Below are 17,789 nucleotides of genomic sequence, written 5' to 3' on the forward strand. Positions count from 1 at the left end.
ATAAATACTCTTTTTTGTTCTTAAATTAATCTTTTAGCAGTATAAAAATTAAATAAAGTTGAAATTCTTACTTTTTTTCCTGCAAAAGGTGAATGAATAACTTGATTATTTCCAATATAGATAGAAACATGTTCACCATTAAAAGAAAAAATTAAATCACCAGCTATTAATTCATCAAATGGTATTGTTTTACCTAATTTAATTTGATTATAAATATCTCTTGGTAAGTTTATACCTAAAGATTTTTTATATACAAATTGAACTAATCCGGCAGCATCAAAACTATCTGGTCCATTTGAATTCCACTTATATGGAAAGCCAAGATATTTTTTAGCTTCATTAACGATACTAAGTCCTTTTGTAGAATAATCAGTATTTATTTTTATCATCACTTTCACCTCTTTTGTTATATGAAATATTATATGAAAATGATATTTAAAAAGTTAGTATTTATTAAGCTAATAGAATTTCACTTTCAAGCTCTTTCATTAATTCTTCTACAGATATTATTTTATTTATTTTAGATGCATTCTCACCACAGAATATTAATCCATTTTCAAGATCGCCTTTAACAGCATTTATCAAAGCTTCTGTAATACAATAAGGTGTAGTTTTAGGATTGCATGGTATTAAACAGTCATAACATTTTTTAACCTTTACTCCATTCGTATTTGTTTTATCAACAAATGTATTAAGTATAGCTCTTCCAGGCATACCAACAGGGCTTTTTACAATGGCTATATCATCTTTAGTACATTTTAGAAAAGCTTCTTTAAAGTTTGGGTGAGCATCACATTCGATAGTTCCAATAAAACGAGTAGCCATTTGTACTCCCTTTGCTCCAAGGTTTATATATTTTGCTATATCATATCCATCAAAAACTCCACCAGCTACAATAACAGGAATACTTTTAGAATACTTTTCTTCAAATGATTTAACTATGTTTATTATTTTAGAAATTGTATTATCAAAATTTTCTATTTCCTCAATTAAATTATCTTTTTTAAATCCTAAATGACCTCCAGCTTTAGGTCCTTCTATAATTACCATATCAGCAGTGGTAGAATCATGTTTATCCCATAAACTAAGAATAACTTTAGCTGCTTTAGAAGAAGAAACAATTGGAGCAATTTTAATTTTATGATTTTTAACGTATTTAGGAAGCTTTGTAGGTAAGCCGGCCCCAGAAATTATTAAGTCAGCACCAGCTTCAATTGCAGCCTCTACATGCTCCTTATATTTATTCATAGCAACCATTAAGTTAACGCCAATAATTCCATTATTAGATTTAGCTTTAGCAAGTTTAATATGATTTTTTAGTGCTCTTAAATTTGCTTCAAGAGTATTAGTTTCAAAATCTTCTTCTTTGTAGCCAGGTTGAGCACCAGATATAATACCAATTCCACCAGCTTTAGCAACAGCACCAGCAAGATTGGATAAAGAAACACCAACACCCATCCCTCCTTGTATTATTGGTAATCTAGATATAAGGTCACCTATTATTAACGGTTTTATATTCATAAATAAATCGTCCTTTCAATTATATTTTGATTATTAAATATTTTGATTATAAAAATATTTTACTTTATTATATCAGAATATACTGAATTCACAAGAGTTAGTATAAAAGTTTAAGAAATAATAAAAATATTATCATAAATAAATTAACATATTTTATTGACAAGTATTTATTCAACATGATAAAATATTCTTTGTCGAAGGGGTATAGCTCAATTGGTAGAGTAGCGGTCTCCAAAACCGTTGGTTCCGGGTTCAAGTCCTCGTGCCCCTGCCATAGAAAATAAAGAGTGTAGAAGTTACACTCTTTATTTTTTTATCTAAATTTAATATTATTATATCGAATTTAGATAAATTTGATATAATAATATCGAAACTTAAATTAAGAGGTATTGAAATGCGAAATAGAATTTTAAAATTAAGTATAGCACTAATAGTTATCATATTGTTTTTTACCAATACCGGTATGGAAGCCTATGCAATAGTTAATACTGATAAAAATATTAATTTTAAAAAAATAACTGTAGAAGATGGATTATCACAAACATCTATAGAGTATCTTTTTCAAGATAGTAGAGGATATATGTGGATTGGAACCACAGATGGCCTTAATAGATATAATGGGCATGAATTTAAGGTTTTTAGATATAGAGAAAATGATGTTAATAGTATAACAGCAAATTATATATCAGCAATAAAAGAAGATGGCAATGGAAATATATGGGTGGGAACTTCTAAGGGATTAAATAAACTAAATATATATACAAATAAAATAGTAAGTTATGTTCCAGGGGAAAATGGTTGTAATCTATCCAATTATAATATTACGGAAATTTTAATAGACTCTAATAATGATATATATATTGCAACTGAAGATGGATTAAACAAATATGATAAGGAAAAAGATAATTTTACTCGGCTTTTTGATTCAAATGAAGAAGAATCCTTAAGCAGTCAATTTGTGTATAGTATAGAAGAAGATATTTATGGGGACTTTTGGATAGGGACTGATAATGGATTAAACTATGTTAATAGAAAAACAAAAAAAGTAGAAAAATATTTTAAAAGTGAAACTGGATTAAGTGATAATTTTATTTTCAAATTATATGCTGATAATAAGGGATATTTATGGATTGGAACTTATTCAGGTGGCCTAAATAGATTAAATATAAAAACTAAAGAAATGGATGTATATAAAAATAATCATAATGATAAAAGTTCTATTCCTGGAAATTCCATAAGATATATTTTAAGGGATAGTAGAGATTTAGTTTGGGTTGCTACTGATAAAGGTTTTTCTAGATTTGATGAAGATACGGAAAAGTTTATTACCTATGAATCCAAAGTATATAATCCTCAAAGTATAGTAAGTAATAATATACTAAGTTTAGCAGAAGATAAATCAGGAACTATTTGGATAGGTACTTATGATGGAATAAGTCTTTTTAATCCAGAAAATTTATTTAGAAATTATAAAAGTGATCCTTTTGATGAAAACTCTTTAAGTGAGGAAATGGTTTCAGGAGTTTATGAAGATGATGAAGGTTTATTATGGGTTGGAACTGTACATGAAGGTATTAATGTAATAGATAGAAGAAATAATACTGTAAAAAGATATAAAAATGATCCAGAAGACAGTAATTCTATAAGTAATAATAATATAAGAGAAATTGTTGGTATAGGTAATGAAATATGGTTTGCAACAGAAGATGGATTAAATAAGTTTGATAAGAAAACAGGGAAATTTACTAGATATATGAGTGAGGAATCTGGTAACTCACTTATATATAATGATGTAAGAACTTTATATATTGATAGTGATGGAATTCTTTGGATAGGAACACGAGATGGATTATGTACATTTGATAGAAAGGAAAAATTTAAATCATATAACTCTGTTTTAAAGAGTGCAGGGATATCTGAAAATATATTTTCAGATATTATAGAAGATAAAGATAAAGTAATATGGATAGCTTCAGGGTTAAATGGAGGACTTATAAAATTAGATAAAAAAAGTGGTAGTGTTACTAATTATACAAATAATCCTGAGAATAATAATAGCTTAAGTTTTAATTCTGTTAAATCAATAAATATAGATAGTAAGGGGATTCTTTGGATAGGAACTCATTATGGGTTAAATAAGTTTGATAGTAAAAAAGAGGAATTCACTAGATATACAGAGGTAGATGGAATATCTAATAATTTCATATATGGTGTATTAATAGATGAAAATGATAATCCGTGGGTAAGTACAAATTATGGTATTTCAAAATTTGATGTTAGTAATGGAAAATTCATTAATTTTAATATAACCGATGGAATACAAGGGAATGAATTTAATGGATTTTCATACTTTAAAAGTCAAAGTGGAGAAATGTTTTTTGGAGGAACAGATGGGTTGACATCTTTTTATCCAAAAGATTTAGTAGAGAAAACATTTATACCAATGGTCATGATAGATAAAATAAGTAGTGCAGGAGAAAAAATTCAATTAAGTAGTACTATAGAATTGAAATATAATAAAAATCAAATACAATTAAATTTCTTTATGCCAGATTATAGAAATACAAGTAAAATACAGTATGCTTATAAATTAGAGGGGTTAGATGAGAAATGGTTTTTTTCAGATAATAGAAATTATGCAAGTTATACTAATTTAGAGCCTGGAACATATATATTTTCAGTAATTGGTAGAAATAGTAGTGGAGAGTGGAGTAGTCCAACAAATATAACAATTAAAGTTGAAAATCCACCATGGAAAACTCCAATAGCATATTCATTATATTTTTTAATTATATTAAGTATTATATTTTTAATATGGAATAGAGTTAAATTATTAGATAGTTTAGTAGAACAAAGAACTTGGGAACTTGATAATAAATTTAAAGAAAATAAAGAACTATATGATAGATTAATAAGGAATGAAAAGTATAAAAATAATTATTTTGTTAATTTATCACATGAACTTAGAACACCATTAAATGTAATTTTATCAACACAACAATTAATAGTAAAATTAAATGAAGATGAAAATAATATTCCTAAAGATAAGTTAGACTATTATATGAATACATTAAAAAGAAATTCTAATAGATTACTTAACTTAATAAATAATATAATAGATACATCTAAAATCGAGTCAGGATCATATAGACTTAACATGAATAAATACGATATTGTCTATTTAGTAGAAGAAGCAGCACTTTCAATGAAGGATTTTATTGAAAATAATGGTATAGAGCTTATAATAGATCCAGATGTAGAAGAGAAGATAATAGAATGTGATAACATGGAAATTGAAAAATGTGTAATAAATCTTATAGCAAATGCTACAAAGTTTACACCTCATGGCGGTAAAATTGAAGTTAAAATATTTGATTTGGGTGATTCTGTTAAAATATCAGTAAAAGATACTGGTGTTGGAATAGAGCCTAAATATCACAAATCTATATTTAATAGATTTGCACAAGCTTACAATAATGTATCAGAAGAGCATGGAGGAAGTGGCTTAGGCTTAACATTAACTAATCAATTAGTTAAGCTTCATAATGGAGATATATTTGTAAAAAGTAGGTTAGGAGAAGGTAGTGAATTTATAATTATTCTTCCTGTAAAGCAAAAAAACATTTAATATAAAAGTTAATTTAAATTTAAGGGGGATATAAAATTATGAGAGTTATTAAAGCTAATGTAGCAGCAAAAAGAGATCATGGATTAGATATAAAATTTACAAATGGAATGAGAGAGTTTATTGCATCTATTGATGGTGAAAATTTAACATTAGAAAAAATTAAGACAAATAATGTGAAAGTAAGTGTTTATTCAATGTCAAGAAATTGTTGTGCTGCATATCCAGTAAGTGTTTTAAAAAGTGGAGAAAATAAAGATGATGATAAAGAGATAAAAGAACTTTTAGAAACATTTATTATTATGATAGGTAAAGAAATAGAGGAAGTTTTTAACAAATAGACAGTTATCAGAATATGATGTTGACACTAATAATTCATAATGATAAGATATAATTATTATATGGATTGTTACTGTAAAGCAGGCAATACCTAAGTTAAGATAATTTATAAAGCTATCTTAATTTAGGTTTTTTATTTTCCAGGGTAAGGAGAACTGTGATAATATGATTGTAGAGAAGGTTTTAAACAATAATGTTGTAGTTTCAACAGATCCTAAAACAAAAAAAGAAGTTATTCTTATGGGAAGCGGAATTGCTTTTAAAAGAAAAGTAGGGCAGGAGATTGAAGAGGATAAAATAGAAAAGATTTTCGTTGTTGATGATAAGCGAATGGGTAATAAATTAAAAAAGCTTATAAATCAAATTCCAGATGGAATATTTGAGTTGTCACATGAAATAATATGTTATGCAAGTAAGGAATTAAATAGAAAATTAGACAAACAAATATATATATCTTTATCAGATCACATTGCTTTTGCACTAAAAAGATACAGAAACAAAATCCAAATTAAGAATGACTTATTAGATGAAATAAGAAGAATACATAAAGAAGAATATAAGGTTGCACATTGGGCGGTAGAATTTCTAAATAATAAACTTAAAATTAATCTTCCAGAAGATGAAGCAGGTTTTATAGCATTACATTTAGTTAATGCAGGTTATCAAGAGACTGCAAAGGAATCATTTGTTGCCACAAATGTTATAAAAGGTGTATTAAACATAATAAGATATTATTATTCAGTAGAATTTAATGAAGATGATTTAAATTATGACAGGCTATTAACACATCTTAAATATTTTGCAAAGAGAGTTATAACTAATACACAGCATAGTGAAAGTGAAAGTATGTTTTTAGAAATGGCATCTAAGAGCTATCCAGAAGCATTTAATTGTGCTAAAAAGATAAAATATTATATAGAAAATAATTATAATTATATAGTAAATGATGATGAAATTGTTTATTTAACTATGCATATCCACAGAGTTATATCAGTTTTAAAAAGTAATACTTAAATTATAATAAGAAAGACTTAAAATTATTAGAGTATTTACTAATAAATTTAAGTCTTTTTATATTAATATATAAATAATCTATTTCCATTTAAAAGGAGAAATTATGAAAAATACGTTTAGAAAATCCTTTGGAGGGTTACAAAGAATTGGTAAAGCATTAATGTTACCAGTTGCATTATTACCAGCAGCAGGATTATTAATGGGAGTTGGAATACTTTTAGAAAATCATGAGTTAATAAGTGAAGCTCCATTAGCAGTATCAGGTATATTTAAAACAATTGCTAATATAATGTCATCATCAGGGAATTTAATATTTATTAATTTACCATTAATCTTTGCAGTAGGAGTTGCTATAGGATTAAGTGATGATGATGGGGTTGCAGCTCTTGCTGCAATAGTAGTTTTTTTAATAATGAATATGACCATGGGAGTTGCTTTGGGAATAGAAGCAGATATGGTTAAGGGAAATCCTATGTATTCAATGATACTTGGAGTTCCAACACTACAAACAGGAGTGTTTGGTGGTATAATAATGGGTCTTGTAGCATCATATCTATATAAAAAATTTTACAAAATAGAATTACCACAATTCTTAGGATTTTTTTCAGGAAAAAGGTTTGTTCCTATAATAACAGCTACATCAGGAGTGATAGTTGGATTAATAATGGTTATAATATGGCCTCCAATACAAAATGCTTTATTTTCTTTTTCACGAGAAATGATTCACGCCAATGAGACATTATCAGCATTTATTTTTGGATTTATAGAGAGAGCGTTGATTCCATTTGGACTACACCATATTTGGTATAATCCATTTTGGTATCAGTTTGGAGAATACACAAATTCAGCAGGTCAATTAATAATGGGAGATCAACAAATATTTTTTGCACAACTTAAAGATGGTGTAAATTTTACAGCAGGAACTTTTATGACTGGAAAATATCCGTTTATGATGTTTGGATTACCAGCAGCAGCTTTAGCTATGTATCATGAGGCATGGGAGAATAATAGAAAGATTGTGGCAGGAATATTATTTTCAGCAGCTCTTACTTCATTTTTAACAGGTATAACAGAGCCTATAGAATTTATGTTTCTTTTTGTAGCTCCAGTACTTTTTGTTATTCATTGTTTTTTTGCAGGGATATCATTTATGATTATGCAAATATTAAATGTTAAAATAGGTCTTACTTTTTCGGGTGGTCTTATTGACTTTGTTCTATTTGGTATAATTCCAAATAGAACACCTTGGTGGTATGTTTTAATTGTAGGATTCATTTTTTCTATAATTTATTATATAGGATTTAGATTTATAATAAGAAAGTTAAATTTATCAACTCCAGGACGAGAGCTAGATGAATCTGATATAGATATAAATATTGAAGATGGACAGTTATCATATAAAATTATAGAAGCTTTTGGTGGGAAAAATAATATTAAATATCTAGATGCTTGTATAACAAGGTTAAGAGTAACAGTTAAAGATATGAGTATAGTAGAAAAGGAGAATTTAAAAAAGCTTGGTTCAGCAGGTCAAATGGTTATTGGAAATAATATGCAAGCTATATTTGGACCAAAATCAGATATGCTTAAAGAACAAATGAGAGATATTATAGCAGGACGAGAAATAGTTATAAAAGAGAAAAAAAATATAAAGACTATTTCCAAAGGAGATAATACTGGAAAAATGATTTTAATTCCAGTAAGTGGTGATTTAATACCATTAGAAGCCGTTCCGGATGATGTATTTTCAATGAAACTTATAGGTGATGGATTTGCTATAAATCCTAAAGGCAATACATTAACTTCTCCAATTGATGGAGAAATAGTTGCTATATTACCAAGTAAGCATTCTATTACAATAAGGGGAAATGATGGTTTAGAGATATTTATACACATAGGTATAGATACAATTAAGCTAAATGGAGAGGGCTTTAGAACCTTTGTTAATATAGGAGATAAAGTTATTGCGGGAGAAGTGTTAATAGAATTCCAATTAGAGTTAATGAAAGAAAAAATTAAATCTCCTGTTATTCCAGTAATATTTAGAAATCTTGAAATGGATAAATTTATATATTTTGAAATTAATAAGAATGTCAAAGTTAATGATAGTAGAAGTGTACAAATACATGAGAAAAAATAATTTGTTAGGAGTGTAGATTATGAGAAGTTTAGAAAATTCAAAAGGAAAAATTTTTAGGCACTTTAAGGGGGATTTGTATTTACTAGAGGATATAGTTACACATTCAGAAACTCAAGAAAAGCTAGTGTTATATAGAGCTTTATATGGGGAATGTGGATTATATGTAAGACCATACAATATGTTTGTAGAAGAAGTTCCTAAAGAAAAGGAAAATCCAACTAATCAAAAATATAGATTCCAAGAAGTTGAAGTTAAAAGTGTAAAATAATAAGGAGTATAAATATAGATTAACCTATATTTATACTCCTTAAATATTATAAATTTTTTTCAGCTAGCCATGTTGAGTAAGGTGTTTTAAAATTAGTATCAATATTATCGATAGTGTATTGATAAAATAGTTCTAAAAAAGTAGCTCTAGATTTTTTTTGTGTTAAAACTATTCCACCAGATTCAGCTTGGTTTTTAAGAATAGTTTCTAATGAAACTTTATCTTTATTTTGCATCATTTCGAACATAGACATAAAAGTTGTAGTTCTACCTTCACCAGCATGACAATGAAAATGAACATGTGTTTCTTTAGGCAAGTTTACAATAAAATTTACAAAATCATCAACAATTTTGGGTGATGGAATTGCATTATCTAAAACTGCAAAACGCTTATAATCAAGATTATATTTTTTTACAAGTTCATATTCATTTAAAACAGTAGTAGCTGTTATAGTTTTAAAGTAGGTACTATCATTATTAAACAAATCTAAATTCGAATTTAACTTTATAGATGATAGAATAGATTTTTCTGCCTTTAATGTTTCTTTACTATTTAAACCATTATTAATTATTTTATAAACACTACTATAATTAACTGGATAATCATCTATAAAACCATGAGTTTCCTGTCTTAAATCTACTATTACTAATTTTTCTTTATTTATTGCTTTTATTAAATTTTCTATTTGGCTAGGTCTAAATTCTGCACTTCCAGAAATATTTAGGCTTTGAATATTTCTAAATCTTTCTGGTAGAGTATTTGTTGAATTATTATCTAAAGCCCAAAAATCTTCTTTTAAAAAAGGCGTAATATTAGGAGTAGTTAAAGCATTTACTCCTAATGCTTGAAAATATATAGCTGAGATTAATAGTAATGTAATAGAAGTTAAAAGTAATTTCTTATAAATAGATTTTTTCATAAAAAAATCCTTTCTTTAAATTATAATATTAAAACTTTTCACTAAGTATTTCATAATATGATTGAGGATGTTGACAGAATGGACATTTTTGTGGTGCTTCTGTGCCTTCATAGATATATCCACAAAATCTACAAATCCATGATTCTTTAATATCCTTTGAAAATACTTTATTTTGTTCTACATTTTTAAGTAAAGTTTCAAATCGTTCTTTATGATGGTTCTCTATTTTTGCAACTAAGGTAAAAGCAGTAGCAATTTCAGGAAAGCCTTCATTTCTAGCTATTTCTGCAAAAGATGGATAAACATTAGCCTCTTCATTCTCCTCATCATGTGCAGCAGCTTTAAGATTAGCTAATGTATTTCCTTTAGCTAATGGATAATTAGCTGTTATTTCTAATTCTTCATTATTATAATCTTTTACTAGGAAATTGAAGAATATTTCTCCGTGACCTTGTTCATTTTCAGCAGTTAATCTAAAGATATCAGCAATTTGTCTATAACCTTCTTGATCTGCTACTTGAGAATAAAAAACATATCTATTTCTAGCTTGAGATTCTCCAGCAAAAGCTCTAAGAAGATTAGCACCAGTTTCAGTTCCTTTTAATGATTTCATATTATGACCTCCAAAATTTATTTTCACTTTTATTTTGTACAAATATATATATAATATCCGTTTCAAAATAAACTCTACGATAATATCTATAAATTACCAAGAATAATAAGAAATATGCGGGGTAATATAATAATGTAAACAAAATAACTTTTTAAATTTAAGAGAGTTTAAATTCAAAAAGCATGTTTACAATATAACCAGCCAAAGGAGGAATTACAAATGTCAAAAACATTAGTTCCAGAAGCCAAAAAAGGATTAAGTGCATTCAAGAACGAAGTAGCAGCAGAGATGGGAGTACCATTTAGTGATTATAATGGTGACCTATCATCTAGACAATGTGGTTCCGTAGGTGGTGAAATGGTTAAAAGAATGGTAGAGCAATACGAAAGCTCACTAAAGTAAACCACTACGGAAAACTTTTTTAAGGGTGAATTAAAATAATGGATATTCCACCAAAGTTTTAAGTATTGCAAACCATTCAAAAGAAAGAGAGATACAGAGAGTTGTATCTCTCTTTTTTTCATTGTTACAAAAAACTTAATGTGATAAAATAAGAACAAAAGTTCGTTAAATAAGGTGATTAAAATGAAAAAAGTTAAAATATTGCAATGTGGAGATATGCATTTTGATACTCCATTTAAAGATTTAAATAAAGAATTATCATATTTTAGTAAGGAGGAATTATTAGAGGTCTTTGGAAAGGTAATAGACTTATGTAAAGAAAATTCTGTGGATATATTATTACTTACTGGGGATATTTTTGATAATATTACAGTTAATAAAAAAACATTAATATTTATAAAAAATCAAATTGAAAGAATAATAAATATTAAAGTTTTTATTTCGCCAGGAAATCATGACCCATATAATGAAAATTCATTTTATAAATTAGTAGAATGGCCTAGAAATGTTTATATATTTAAAAAAGAAGTTGAAAAAGTAATTATAGATGATCTAAAGGTTGTAGTATGGGGAGCAGCTTTTAATACTTCGCATATAAAAGAAAGTTTACTTAAAAAAATTGAAAGAATAGAAGATTATATTAATATAGGTGTTATTCATGGAGATATAACATCATCAGAAGGTGGAAATGATTATAATCCAATTACATTAAAAGATATAAGAGATTCAAATTTAGATTATATTGCTATAGGACATAGACATGGATATAGTGGAATATTAAGAGAAGGAAATACATGTTACGCTTATGCAGGATGTCCACAAGGAAGAGGGTTTGATGAATTAGGTGATAAGGGAGTAATAATTGGTGATATATCTAATGGAGTTGTTGATTTAAAATTTATAAGAACATCAAAAAGAAATTATTATGTAAATAATGTTGATATAAGTGGTGCTATGAGTTATGAAGAGGTGAAAAATAAAATTATTTCTTCAATAGAGAAAAAAGATAGACAGCTAAACTTCTATAAAATAATTTTAAATGGATATCTAGAATCGCATATTCAATTAAAAGAAGAAGTTATACTAGAAAAAATAAAAGAAGAATTTTACTTTGTAAAGGTTATAGATAAGACAGAAGTTAAAATAGACCTTGATGAAATGGCAAAAGGATACTCTATAAAAGGAATTTTTGCAAGTAAGATATTAAAAGAATTAGAGTTAGCAAATGAAGAAGAAAAAGAGGTTTTAAACTTAGCATTAAAGCTAGGAGTTCAATGCCTTTCAGAAGAGGAGGTTAATTTAAATGATTATTAAAAAGGCAAAGATTATTGCTTTTGGAGGGCTTAAGGACAAAGAGATAAATTTTGATAATGGAATTAACCTTATTTATGGAGAAAATGAAAAGGGAAAAAGCACAATTCAAAGTTTTATAAAAATATGGCTTTATGGAATGCAAGGGAAAAGAACAAAAGATATAAAAACAAATGAAAGGGTAAGATTTCTACCTACTAGTGGAGAAAAAATTAAGGGAGAACTTCATGTTAAGGATGGGGAAAAGTCATACATAATTAGAAGGAGTTTTGGATTAACAAAAAAAGAAGATACATGTGAAATACTAGATGCCTTAACTGGTGAAGAGGTTAAAGATATATCTAAAAATGAACCAGGTAAATATTTTCTAGGAGTAAATTTATCAACATTTATAAAAACTTTATTTATAAGTCAATTAGGGGTTTTAGTAAACAAAGATAAAGAAGAAGAGATGATGGAAAGGGCAGCTAATTTATTAGGAAGCGGAGATGAGAAGATATCAGTTCAACGAGCTATAGAAAAACTTTCTAATATAAAAAAATCAATTATAACGTCTAGAAAAACAGGCGAGCTTGATATACTTAAAGAAAAGTATACAAAGCTTTTAGAAGAAAGATATGAAGGATATAAATTATCAGAAGAAAATATTCATAATGAAGAAAAAAATATATCACTAAAAAATAGAAGTATAGAAATTAGAACAGAACTTAAAAGCTTGGATATTTATAAAAAGTATTTAAAAAAAGTGAAATTACAAAAAGAATATGAAGAAATCACCCAGTATTTAAGAAAAAGTGAAGAGCTAAAAAAGAAGGAAAAATTTATAGAAGAAAGTATATCAACTAATAATGGAATTATAGATGAAGTGACAATAAATAATATTAAAGAGGAAAATAATTTGTATATGACACTTATTGACTTAAGGGAAGAGGCAAAGTACGAATTAGAAAAAAATCAAGCTAAATATAAAGAAGTATTAAATGAAGAGGACAACTTAGATTTTTTAGAAAATATAGATTCATCCACAAAAGAAAAAATATTTAGAATATCTATTGAGCAACAAGTTCTTAAAGAAAAGATACAAGGTTTTAATATAATTAATAAAGATATTGATGTATTAAAAGAAGACATTAAAAATAAAAAAAATTCTATAGGTATAGCTTATAATTTTAAAAGTTGTAGATTAGATATAGAAGATCTTCTAAAAAACTATGAAGATAAATTAAAAGAGCTTAAGTTTAAGGCTGAAAATTTAAATGATAAAAGTAATGAAAAAGAAACATTAAAAGAAAAAAATAAGAAGCTAAATATATTTAAGATATCTATGGGTGTTTTATTAACTTCAATGATAATTTTAATTATAGCTTTTAAAATTAAGATATATATACTTTTACCATTAGTTGTAATATCCATTTACCTTTCTAAGAGAATATTTGATTTAACTATAGATGTAAAAACTTTAGAAAGAGAAAAAGGAAAAAAAGAAATTTTAGAAAAATTAACTGATGAAATAGCAGTAATTGAAGAAAAACTATATGGATATAGGGATTTGGTAGGAGCTAAGACTTATGAGGAATTTATAAAAAAGTTAATGCTCTTTGATGAATTTTCTAATTATGAGGAAAGACAAAATTTAAAAGTTAAAGAAAAGGAAATACAACTTAAATCTATAGACATCTATAAAATAAAAGAAGAGTATAGTTTAAATGCTAAATATATTGAAGATAGTATTAAACTTGCAAAGGTAAATACTGTAGAAGAACTGCTAGCTGCAATTAATAAGTATGAGGCTACTAGCAATGAATTATTATCTTTAAAAATTGAAGTAAATAAAGGAAATGAGTCATTACAAAGATTAGATAATGAAATTAAAATAAGAGAAGAAAGAATTAGAGAAAAGTTAAGAGAAATTGGTTTGGAAAAAATAGATTTAATGCTTTTAGAGGATAAGATACTTGAAATAAAAGAGAAACTTGCTCAAAAACAAGAACTAAAAAGAGCTTTAAAATCTATAGAAGAAACTTATAAAATTTTAACAAAAGATAAAGATATTAATTTAATTAAAGAAGAGTTAAAAGATATAATTAATGAAAATATAAATTACTCATATTCTTCAGATGAAGAAATTGATTCTAAGGTTAAGGAAAAATCAAATGAATTAATTGAAGTAGAAAAAAATATTAAAGATGTAGAAAATGAAATAGGAAATAGATTTAAAGGAAAAAGATCTATTTCTGAAATAGAAGAAGAGATAGAGTATATAGAAGAAAAAATTAATAAGATGGAAATTAAACTAAAGGCAATAGAAAAAGCAATAAATATTTTAGAAGAAGCCTTTAGAGATGCTAGAAATAGTTTTGGACCTATTCTTAATGATAAAGTATTATTTTATTTTAAAAAGCTAACTAAAAATAAATATAATGAAGTAATGGTTTCAGATACATATGAAATAAAGGTTAGAGGTGAAAGAGATATATTTTCAGGAGAATTGCTTAGTAATGGAGCAAATGATCAGCTATATCTTTCATTAAGATTAGCATTTATATCAATGTTATATGAAAATAAAGAGATATCAGTAACATTAGATGATGCTTTTATTCAATATGATGATGAAAGAGTAGAACTAGTTCTTGAAATATTAAAAGAATGTAATTTTTCTCAACTTATGATATATACTTGCCAAAAAAGAGAGATGGAAATATTAAAGAATAATGATATTTTAACTAATTATATTTATTTATAATATTGACAATAATAATCTAAGAGGGTAAAATTATACCAAAATATAATGCAAATCATTTGCATTAAGTAAGAGGTGGAAAAATGAAGAAAAAAATATTGTCAATTATGATGATTTTAACATTAATATTATCAATAGCTGGATGCGGAAAGAAAAATGAACCTAAAAGTACTAGTGGAAAATTAAGAGTAGGTGTAACTATTAATCCACTAAAGGAGTTTGCTGAAAAAGTAGGTGGAGATAAAGTAGAGGTATTTTCAATTATTCCAGAGGGAAGTGAACCTCATGATTTTGATCCAAAACCCAAAGATTTAGAAAGCGTAGGGAATAGTGATATATTTGTATATAATGGACTAGGAATGGAAGAGTGGATAGATTCAGTATTATCAACTTTAAAAGATAAAAATGTAGAAGTTGTTGATTCAAGTAAAGGTGTAAATATATTAAAAACTGATAATAAAATAGATCCTCATTCATGGCTTAGTATTAAGGAAGCAATAGTTCAAGCTGAAAATATAAAAAATGCTTTAGTTTTAAAGGATAGTAAAAACAAGGAATATTATGAAAATAACTTTAATGAGTTAAAGAGTAGTTTTGATGGATTATATAATGAATATATAGGAAAGTTTAAAGATTTAAAATCTAAGGATTTTATAACTGGTCATGCAGCTTTTGGATATCTTTGTAGAGATTTTGGACTTACACAAAAAAGTATAGCTGATTTATTTGGAGAAGGTGAATTAACTCCTAAAAACTTAGAAGATTTAGTTAAATATACAAAAGAAAATAATATAAAAGTAGTATTTAGTGAATCAACAGCAAGTGAAAAAGAAGCAGAAACATTAGCTAAAGAAGCTGGAGCAAAAGTAGAAAAAATATATAGTTTAGAAACTAATGAAGATAATAAAGATTATTTAGATGGTATGAGGTATAATTTAGATAAGATATTAGAATCAAATAAATAATATAAAATTATATGGGTGGTGGGGAGATAGTGAGTAGGGCAAAAGATTATTACACCAGTGAAATAAAAGAAAGAGAAGTTGAATTAGATAAACTAAATAAAGTTATTAAAAAGCTTTCAATATTAAGACTTATAATAGTAATTGGAGCTATTATAACAGGTTATTTATTTTATAAAAATGAAAATTTATTATTTACTATTATTTCTTTAGTAGGATTTTTAGGTGTATTTATTATAGTTGCATATGTTCATAATAATAAAATAATACTTAAGAAAAAATGTAGTATTTACCTTAAAGAAAATAATAACGGTTTAAAAAGAATAGATGGTACATGGCGTGAGTTTGAGGATAAAGGGGAAGAATTTTTAGATGAAAACCATGGATTTATAAATGATTTAGATGTATTTGGTAATAATTCTTTATTTCAATGGATTAATAGCACGAAAACTAAATTTGGAAGAAAAGCATTAGCAAATAATTTAAAGTTAACAAAGCTTCCAAGTAAAATTGATATTGAGAAAAGGCAAGAAGCAATTAAGGAATTATCAAATAAAATTAAATGGAGACAAGAACTTATTGTAAGGTCTACATTTAATAAGGCATGTAAAGAAGAGAGTGAAGATCTCATAAAATGGGCAAAAAACCCCATAAAGATAAATAAAACATTAGGATTAATACCATATATATTTATTACAATTACTATAATATCAATAGTATTAGTATCATTTAAAATACTTCCTATTAGTTATTTAATTTTAGTTTTTATGATAAATTATTTAGTGGTAAAATACTTTACAAGAGAATTAACAGAAGTAGTTAATTTATTTCATAAGCATAAAAATGATATAAAAGCTTATAGTAATATTTTAGAATTAATAGAAGATGAAAAATTTAATTCAAGTTTTTTAAATGAGTTAAAGGGACAGCTAAATAATAATTCAAATAAAAATTGTAAGCAAGAGATGAAAGCTTTAAAAAATCTAGTTGATTGGTTAGGAGATAGTTCATCAAACGCATATTATTTAATATTAAATGTAACAGTTTTATCAGATATATTTATATTAATAAATTTAGAAAATTGGCGAAAAGAAAATGGTGAATATCTAGAAACATGGCTTAATGTTATGGGAGAGTTTGAAGCTTTATCTAGTATATCTAATATAGCATTTGATTTTGAAGCATGGACGTATCCTAAAATAGAAGAAAATATAATTGTTAGTGGAACTTATATAGGTCATCCAATCTTAGGAGAAAGAGCTGAAACAAATAGTTTTTCTCTTAAAAATTCTGATAAAGTAGCTTTAATTACAGGATCTAATATGTCTGGTAAAAGCACATTTTTAAGAACAATTGGATTAAATTTATTATTAAGCTATATAGGGGCACCAACTTATAGTAAAAGCTTTAGTTGTGGAGTTTTTAATATTTATACATGTATGAGAACTAAGGATAACTTAGAAGAAAATATATCTTCTTTTTATGCTGAAATATTAAGAATTAAATCATTAATTATAGCGGCTAAATCAGGAGAAAAAGTATTCTTTCTTCTTGATGAGATATTTAAAGGAACTAATTCAATGGATAGACATCAAGGAGCGAAAGTGCTTATTAGTCAATTAGTAAATTGTAATGGTACAGGACTGGTATCAACACATGATTTAGAACTTTGTGATTTAGAAGGCAAAAAAGATTGGATTGTAAATTATAATTTTCAAGAATATTATGAAGGAAATAGTATAAAATTTGACTATAAGCTAAGGGTAGGACGTAGTACTACACAAAATGCTATACATTTAATGAAATTAGCTGGAATAGACTTTGAAGATAATTAAAATAATATGAAATATAATTAGTTTAATCTCAAGAGAAGATAAAAATCTCTTGAGATTTGTTATATATTAAATATTTTTATAATGAAATTTTACTAAAATA

Annotated in this window: 14 protein-coding genes and 1 tRNA gene; 11 read left to right on the top strand and 4 right to left on the bottom strand. The window is 26.1% G+C overall.

The genetic code is table 11. The features are described from left to right. Positions 1 to 20 precede the first annotated feature (20 nt). Both ACYQ1T_RS09095 and ACYQ1T_RS09100 read right to left on the bottom strand, forming a co-directional pair. Entirely contained in the window at positions 21 to 389 is a 369-nt protein-coding gene (locus ACYQ1T_RS09095; RefSeq protein ID WP_459834132.1) for a C40 family peptidase, read from the bottom strand. Positions 390 to 453: 64 nt separating this feature from the next. After that, a complete protein-coding gene (locus tag ACYQ1T_RS09100) occupies positions 454 to 1,521 on the bottom strand; it encodes an NAD(P)H-dependent flavin oxidoreductase (protein WP_459834134.1) in 1,068 nt (355 codons plus the stop codon). Between the two features lie 198 nt (positions 1,522 to 1,719). Between ACYQ1T_RS09100 and ACYQ1T_RS09105 the strand changes: the two genes are divergently transcribed. The 6 genes from ACYQ1T_RS09105 (at position 1,720) to ACYQ1T_RS09130 (ending at position 8,907) form a co-directional block, all read left to right on the top strand. Beyond that, a tRNA-Trp gene (locus tag ACYQ1T_RS09105) sits at positions 1,720 to 1,795 on the top strand. A 120-nt stretch (positions 1,796 to 1,915) separates the two neighbouring features. After that, positions 1,916 to 5,149, top strand: a complete 3,234-nt coding sequence (locus ACYQ1T_RS09110) for a ligand-binding sensor domain-containing protein (protein ID WP_459834136.1) — start codon at positions 1,916 to 1,918, stop codon at positions 5,147 to 5,149. A gap of 38 nt (positions 5,150 to 5,187) precedes the next feature. Further along, positions 5,188 to 5,487, top strand: coding sequence for a hypothetical protein (locus ACYQ1T_RS09115; protein WP_459834138.1), 300 nt, complete (start codon positions 5,188 to 5,190; stop codon positions 5,485 to 5,487). Positions 5,488 to 5,650: 163 nt separating this feature from the next. Then, positions 5,651 to 6,499, top strand: coding sequence for a BglG family transcription antiterminator LicT (gene licT, locus ACYQ1T_RS09120; RefSeq protein ID WP_459834140.1), 849 nt, complete (start codon positions 5,651 to 5,653; stop codon positions 6,497 to 6,499). Between the two features lie 103 nt (positions 6,500 to 6,602). Next, positions 6,603 to 8,639, top strand: coding sequence for a glucose-specific PTS transporter subunit IIBC (gene ptsG, locus ACYQ1T_RS09125; protein ID WP_459834142.1), 2,037 nt, complete (start codon positions 6,603 to 6,605; stop codon positions 8,637 to 8,639). 19 nt (positions 8,640 to 8,658) lie between these two features. Further along, positions 8,659 to 8,907 carry a DUF1653 domain-containing protein gene (locus ACYQ1T_RS09130; RefSeq protein ID WP_459834144.1) on the top strand — a complete coding sequence of 83 codons (249 nt, stop codon included), beginning with the start codon at positions 8,659 to 8,661 and terminating at the stop codon, positions 8,905 to 8,907. Between the two features lie 46 nt (positions 8,908 to 8,953). Here the strand turns inward: ACYQ1T_RS09130 and ACYQ1T_RS09135 are convergent, their stop codons facing one another. Next, complete coding sequence (locus ACYQ1T_RS09135) at positions 8,954 to 9,826, bottom strand: phosphatase domain-containing putative toxin (protein WP_459834146.1); 873 nt, start codon at positions 9,824 to 9,826, stop codon at positions 8,954 to 8,956. Positions 9,827 to 9,854: 28 nt separating this feature from the next. Continuing rightward, on the bottom strand, positions 9,855 to 10,439 hold the full coding sequence (rbr, locus tag ACYQ1T_RS09140; protein ID WP_459834148.1) for a rubrerythrin: 585 nt from the start codon (positions 10,437 to 10,439) through the stop codon (positions 9,855 to 9,857). Between the two features lie 219 nt (positions 10,440 to 10,658). Here rbr and ACYQ1T_RS09145 point away from each other — a divergent pair, with 219 nt between their 5' ends. The 5 genes from ACYQ1T_RS09145 to ACYQ1T_RS09165 all read left to right on the top strand — a co-directional run bounded on the left by ACYQ1T_RS09145 (position 10,659) and on the right by ACYQ1T_RS09165 (position 17,689). Next, positions 10,659 to 10,841 carry an alpha/beta-type small acid-soluble spore protein gene (locus ACYQ1T_RS09145; RefSeq protein WP_459834150.1) on the top strand — a complete coding sequence of 61 codons (183 nt, stop codon included), beginning with the start codon at positions 10,659 to 10,661 and terminating at the stop codon, positions 10,839 to 10,841. Positions 10,842 to 11,024: 183 nt separating this feature from the next. Further along, complete coding sequence (locus ACYQ1T_RS09150) at positions 11,025 to 12,155, top strand: metallophosphoesterase family protein (protein ID WP_459834152.1); 1,131 nt, start codon at positions 11,025 to 11,027, stop codon at positions 12,153 to 12,155. Continuing rightward, a complete protein-coding gene (locus ACYQ1T_RS09155; RefSeq protein ID WP_459834154.1) occupies positions 12,145 to 14,895 on the top strand; it encodes an AAA family ATPase in 2,751 nt (916 codons plus the stop codon). Before ACYQ1T_RS09150 ends, ACYQ1T_RS09155 begins: the two co-directional genes overlap by 11 nt. Before the next feature lie 80 nt (positions 14,896 to 14,975). Next, the gene (locus ACYQ1T_RS09160) at positions 14,976 to 15,857 is read left to right on the top strand and encodes a metal ABC transporter solute-binding protein, Zn/Mn family (RefSeq protein WP_459834156.1); all 882 of its coding nucleotides are present in this window, start codon (positions 14,976 to 14,978) and stop codon (positions 15,855 to 15,857) included. A 29-nt stretch (positions 15,858 to 15,886) separates the two neighbouring features. Then, a complete protein-coding gene (locus ACYQ1T_RS09165) occupies positions 15,887 to 17,689 on the top strand; it encodes a MutS-related protein (protein ID WP_459834158.1) in 1,803 nt (600 codons plus the stop codon). Positions 17,690 to 17,789: the final 100 nt, after the last annotated feature.

This window comes from Clostridium carnis (assembly GCF_054657435.1).

Excerpts from the sequence above, each read along its gene's own strand:
- ACYQ1T_RS09095 (WP_459834132.1), bottom strand. The coding sequence starts at position 389 with ATGATAAAAATAAATACTGATTATTCTACAAAAGGACTTAGTATCGTT.
- ACYQ1T_RS09100 (WP_459834134.1), bottom strand. The coding sequence starts at position 1,521 with ATGAATATAAAACCGTTAATAATAGGTGACCTTATATCTAGATTACCA.
- ACYQ1T_RS09110 (WP_459834136.1), top strand. The coding sequence starts at position 1,916 with ATGCGAAATAGAATTTTAAAATTAAGTATAGCACTAATAGTTATCATA.
- ACYQ1T_RS09115 (WP_459834138.1), top strand. The coding sequence starts at position 5,188 with ATGAGAGTTATTAAAGCTAATGTAGCAGCAAAAAGAGATCATGGATTA.
- licT (WP_459834140.1), top strand. The coding sequence starts at position 5,651 with ATGATTGTAGAGAAGGTTTTAAACAATAATGTTGTAGTTTCAACAGAT.
- ptsG (WP_459834142.1), top strand. The coding sequence starts at position 6,603 with ATGAAAAATACGTTTAGAAAATCCTTTGGAGGGTTACAAAGAATTGGT.
- ACYQ1T_RS09130 (WP_459834144.1), top strand. The coding sequence starts at position 8,659 with ATGAGAAGTTTAGAAAATTCAAAAGGAAAAATTTTTAGGCACTTTAAG.
- ACYQ1T_RS09135 (WP_459834146.1), bottom strand. The coding sequence starts at position 9,826 with ATGAAAAAATCTATTTATAAGAAATTACTTTTAACTTCTATTACATTA.
- rbr (WP_459834148.1), bottom strand. The coding sequence starts at position 10,439 with ATGAAATCATTAAAAGGAACTGAAACTGGTGCTAATCTTCTTAGAGCT.
- ACYQ1T_RS09145 (WP_459834150.1), top strand. The coding sequence starts at position 10,659 with ATGTCAAAAACATTAGTTCCAGAAGCCAAAAAAGGATTAAGTGCATTC.
- ACYQ1T_RS09150 (WP_459834152.1), top strand. The coding sequence starts at position 11,025 with ATGAAAAAAGTTAAAATATTGCAATGTGGAGATATGCATTTTGATACT.
- ACYQ1T_RS09155 (WP_459834154.1), top strand. The coding sequence starts at position 12,145 with ATGATTATTAAAAAGGCAAAGATTATTGCTTTTGGAGGGCTTAAGGAC.
- ACYQ1T_RS09160 (WP_459834156.1), top strand. The coding sequence starts at position 14,976 with ATGAAGAAAAAAATATTGTCAATTATGATGATTTTAACATTAATATTA.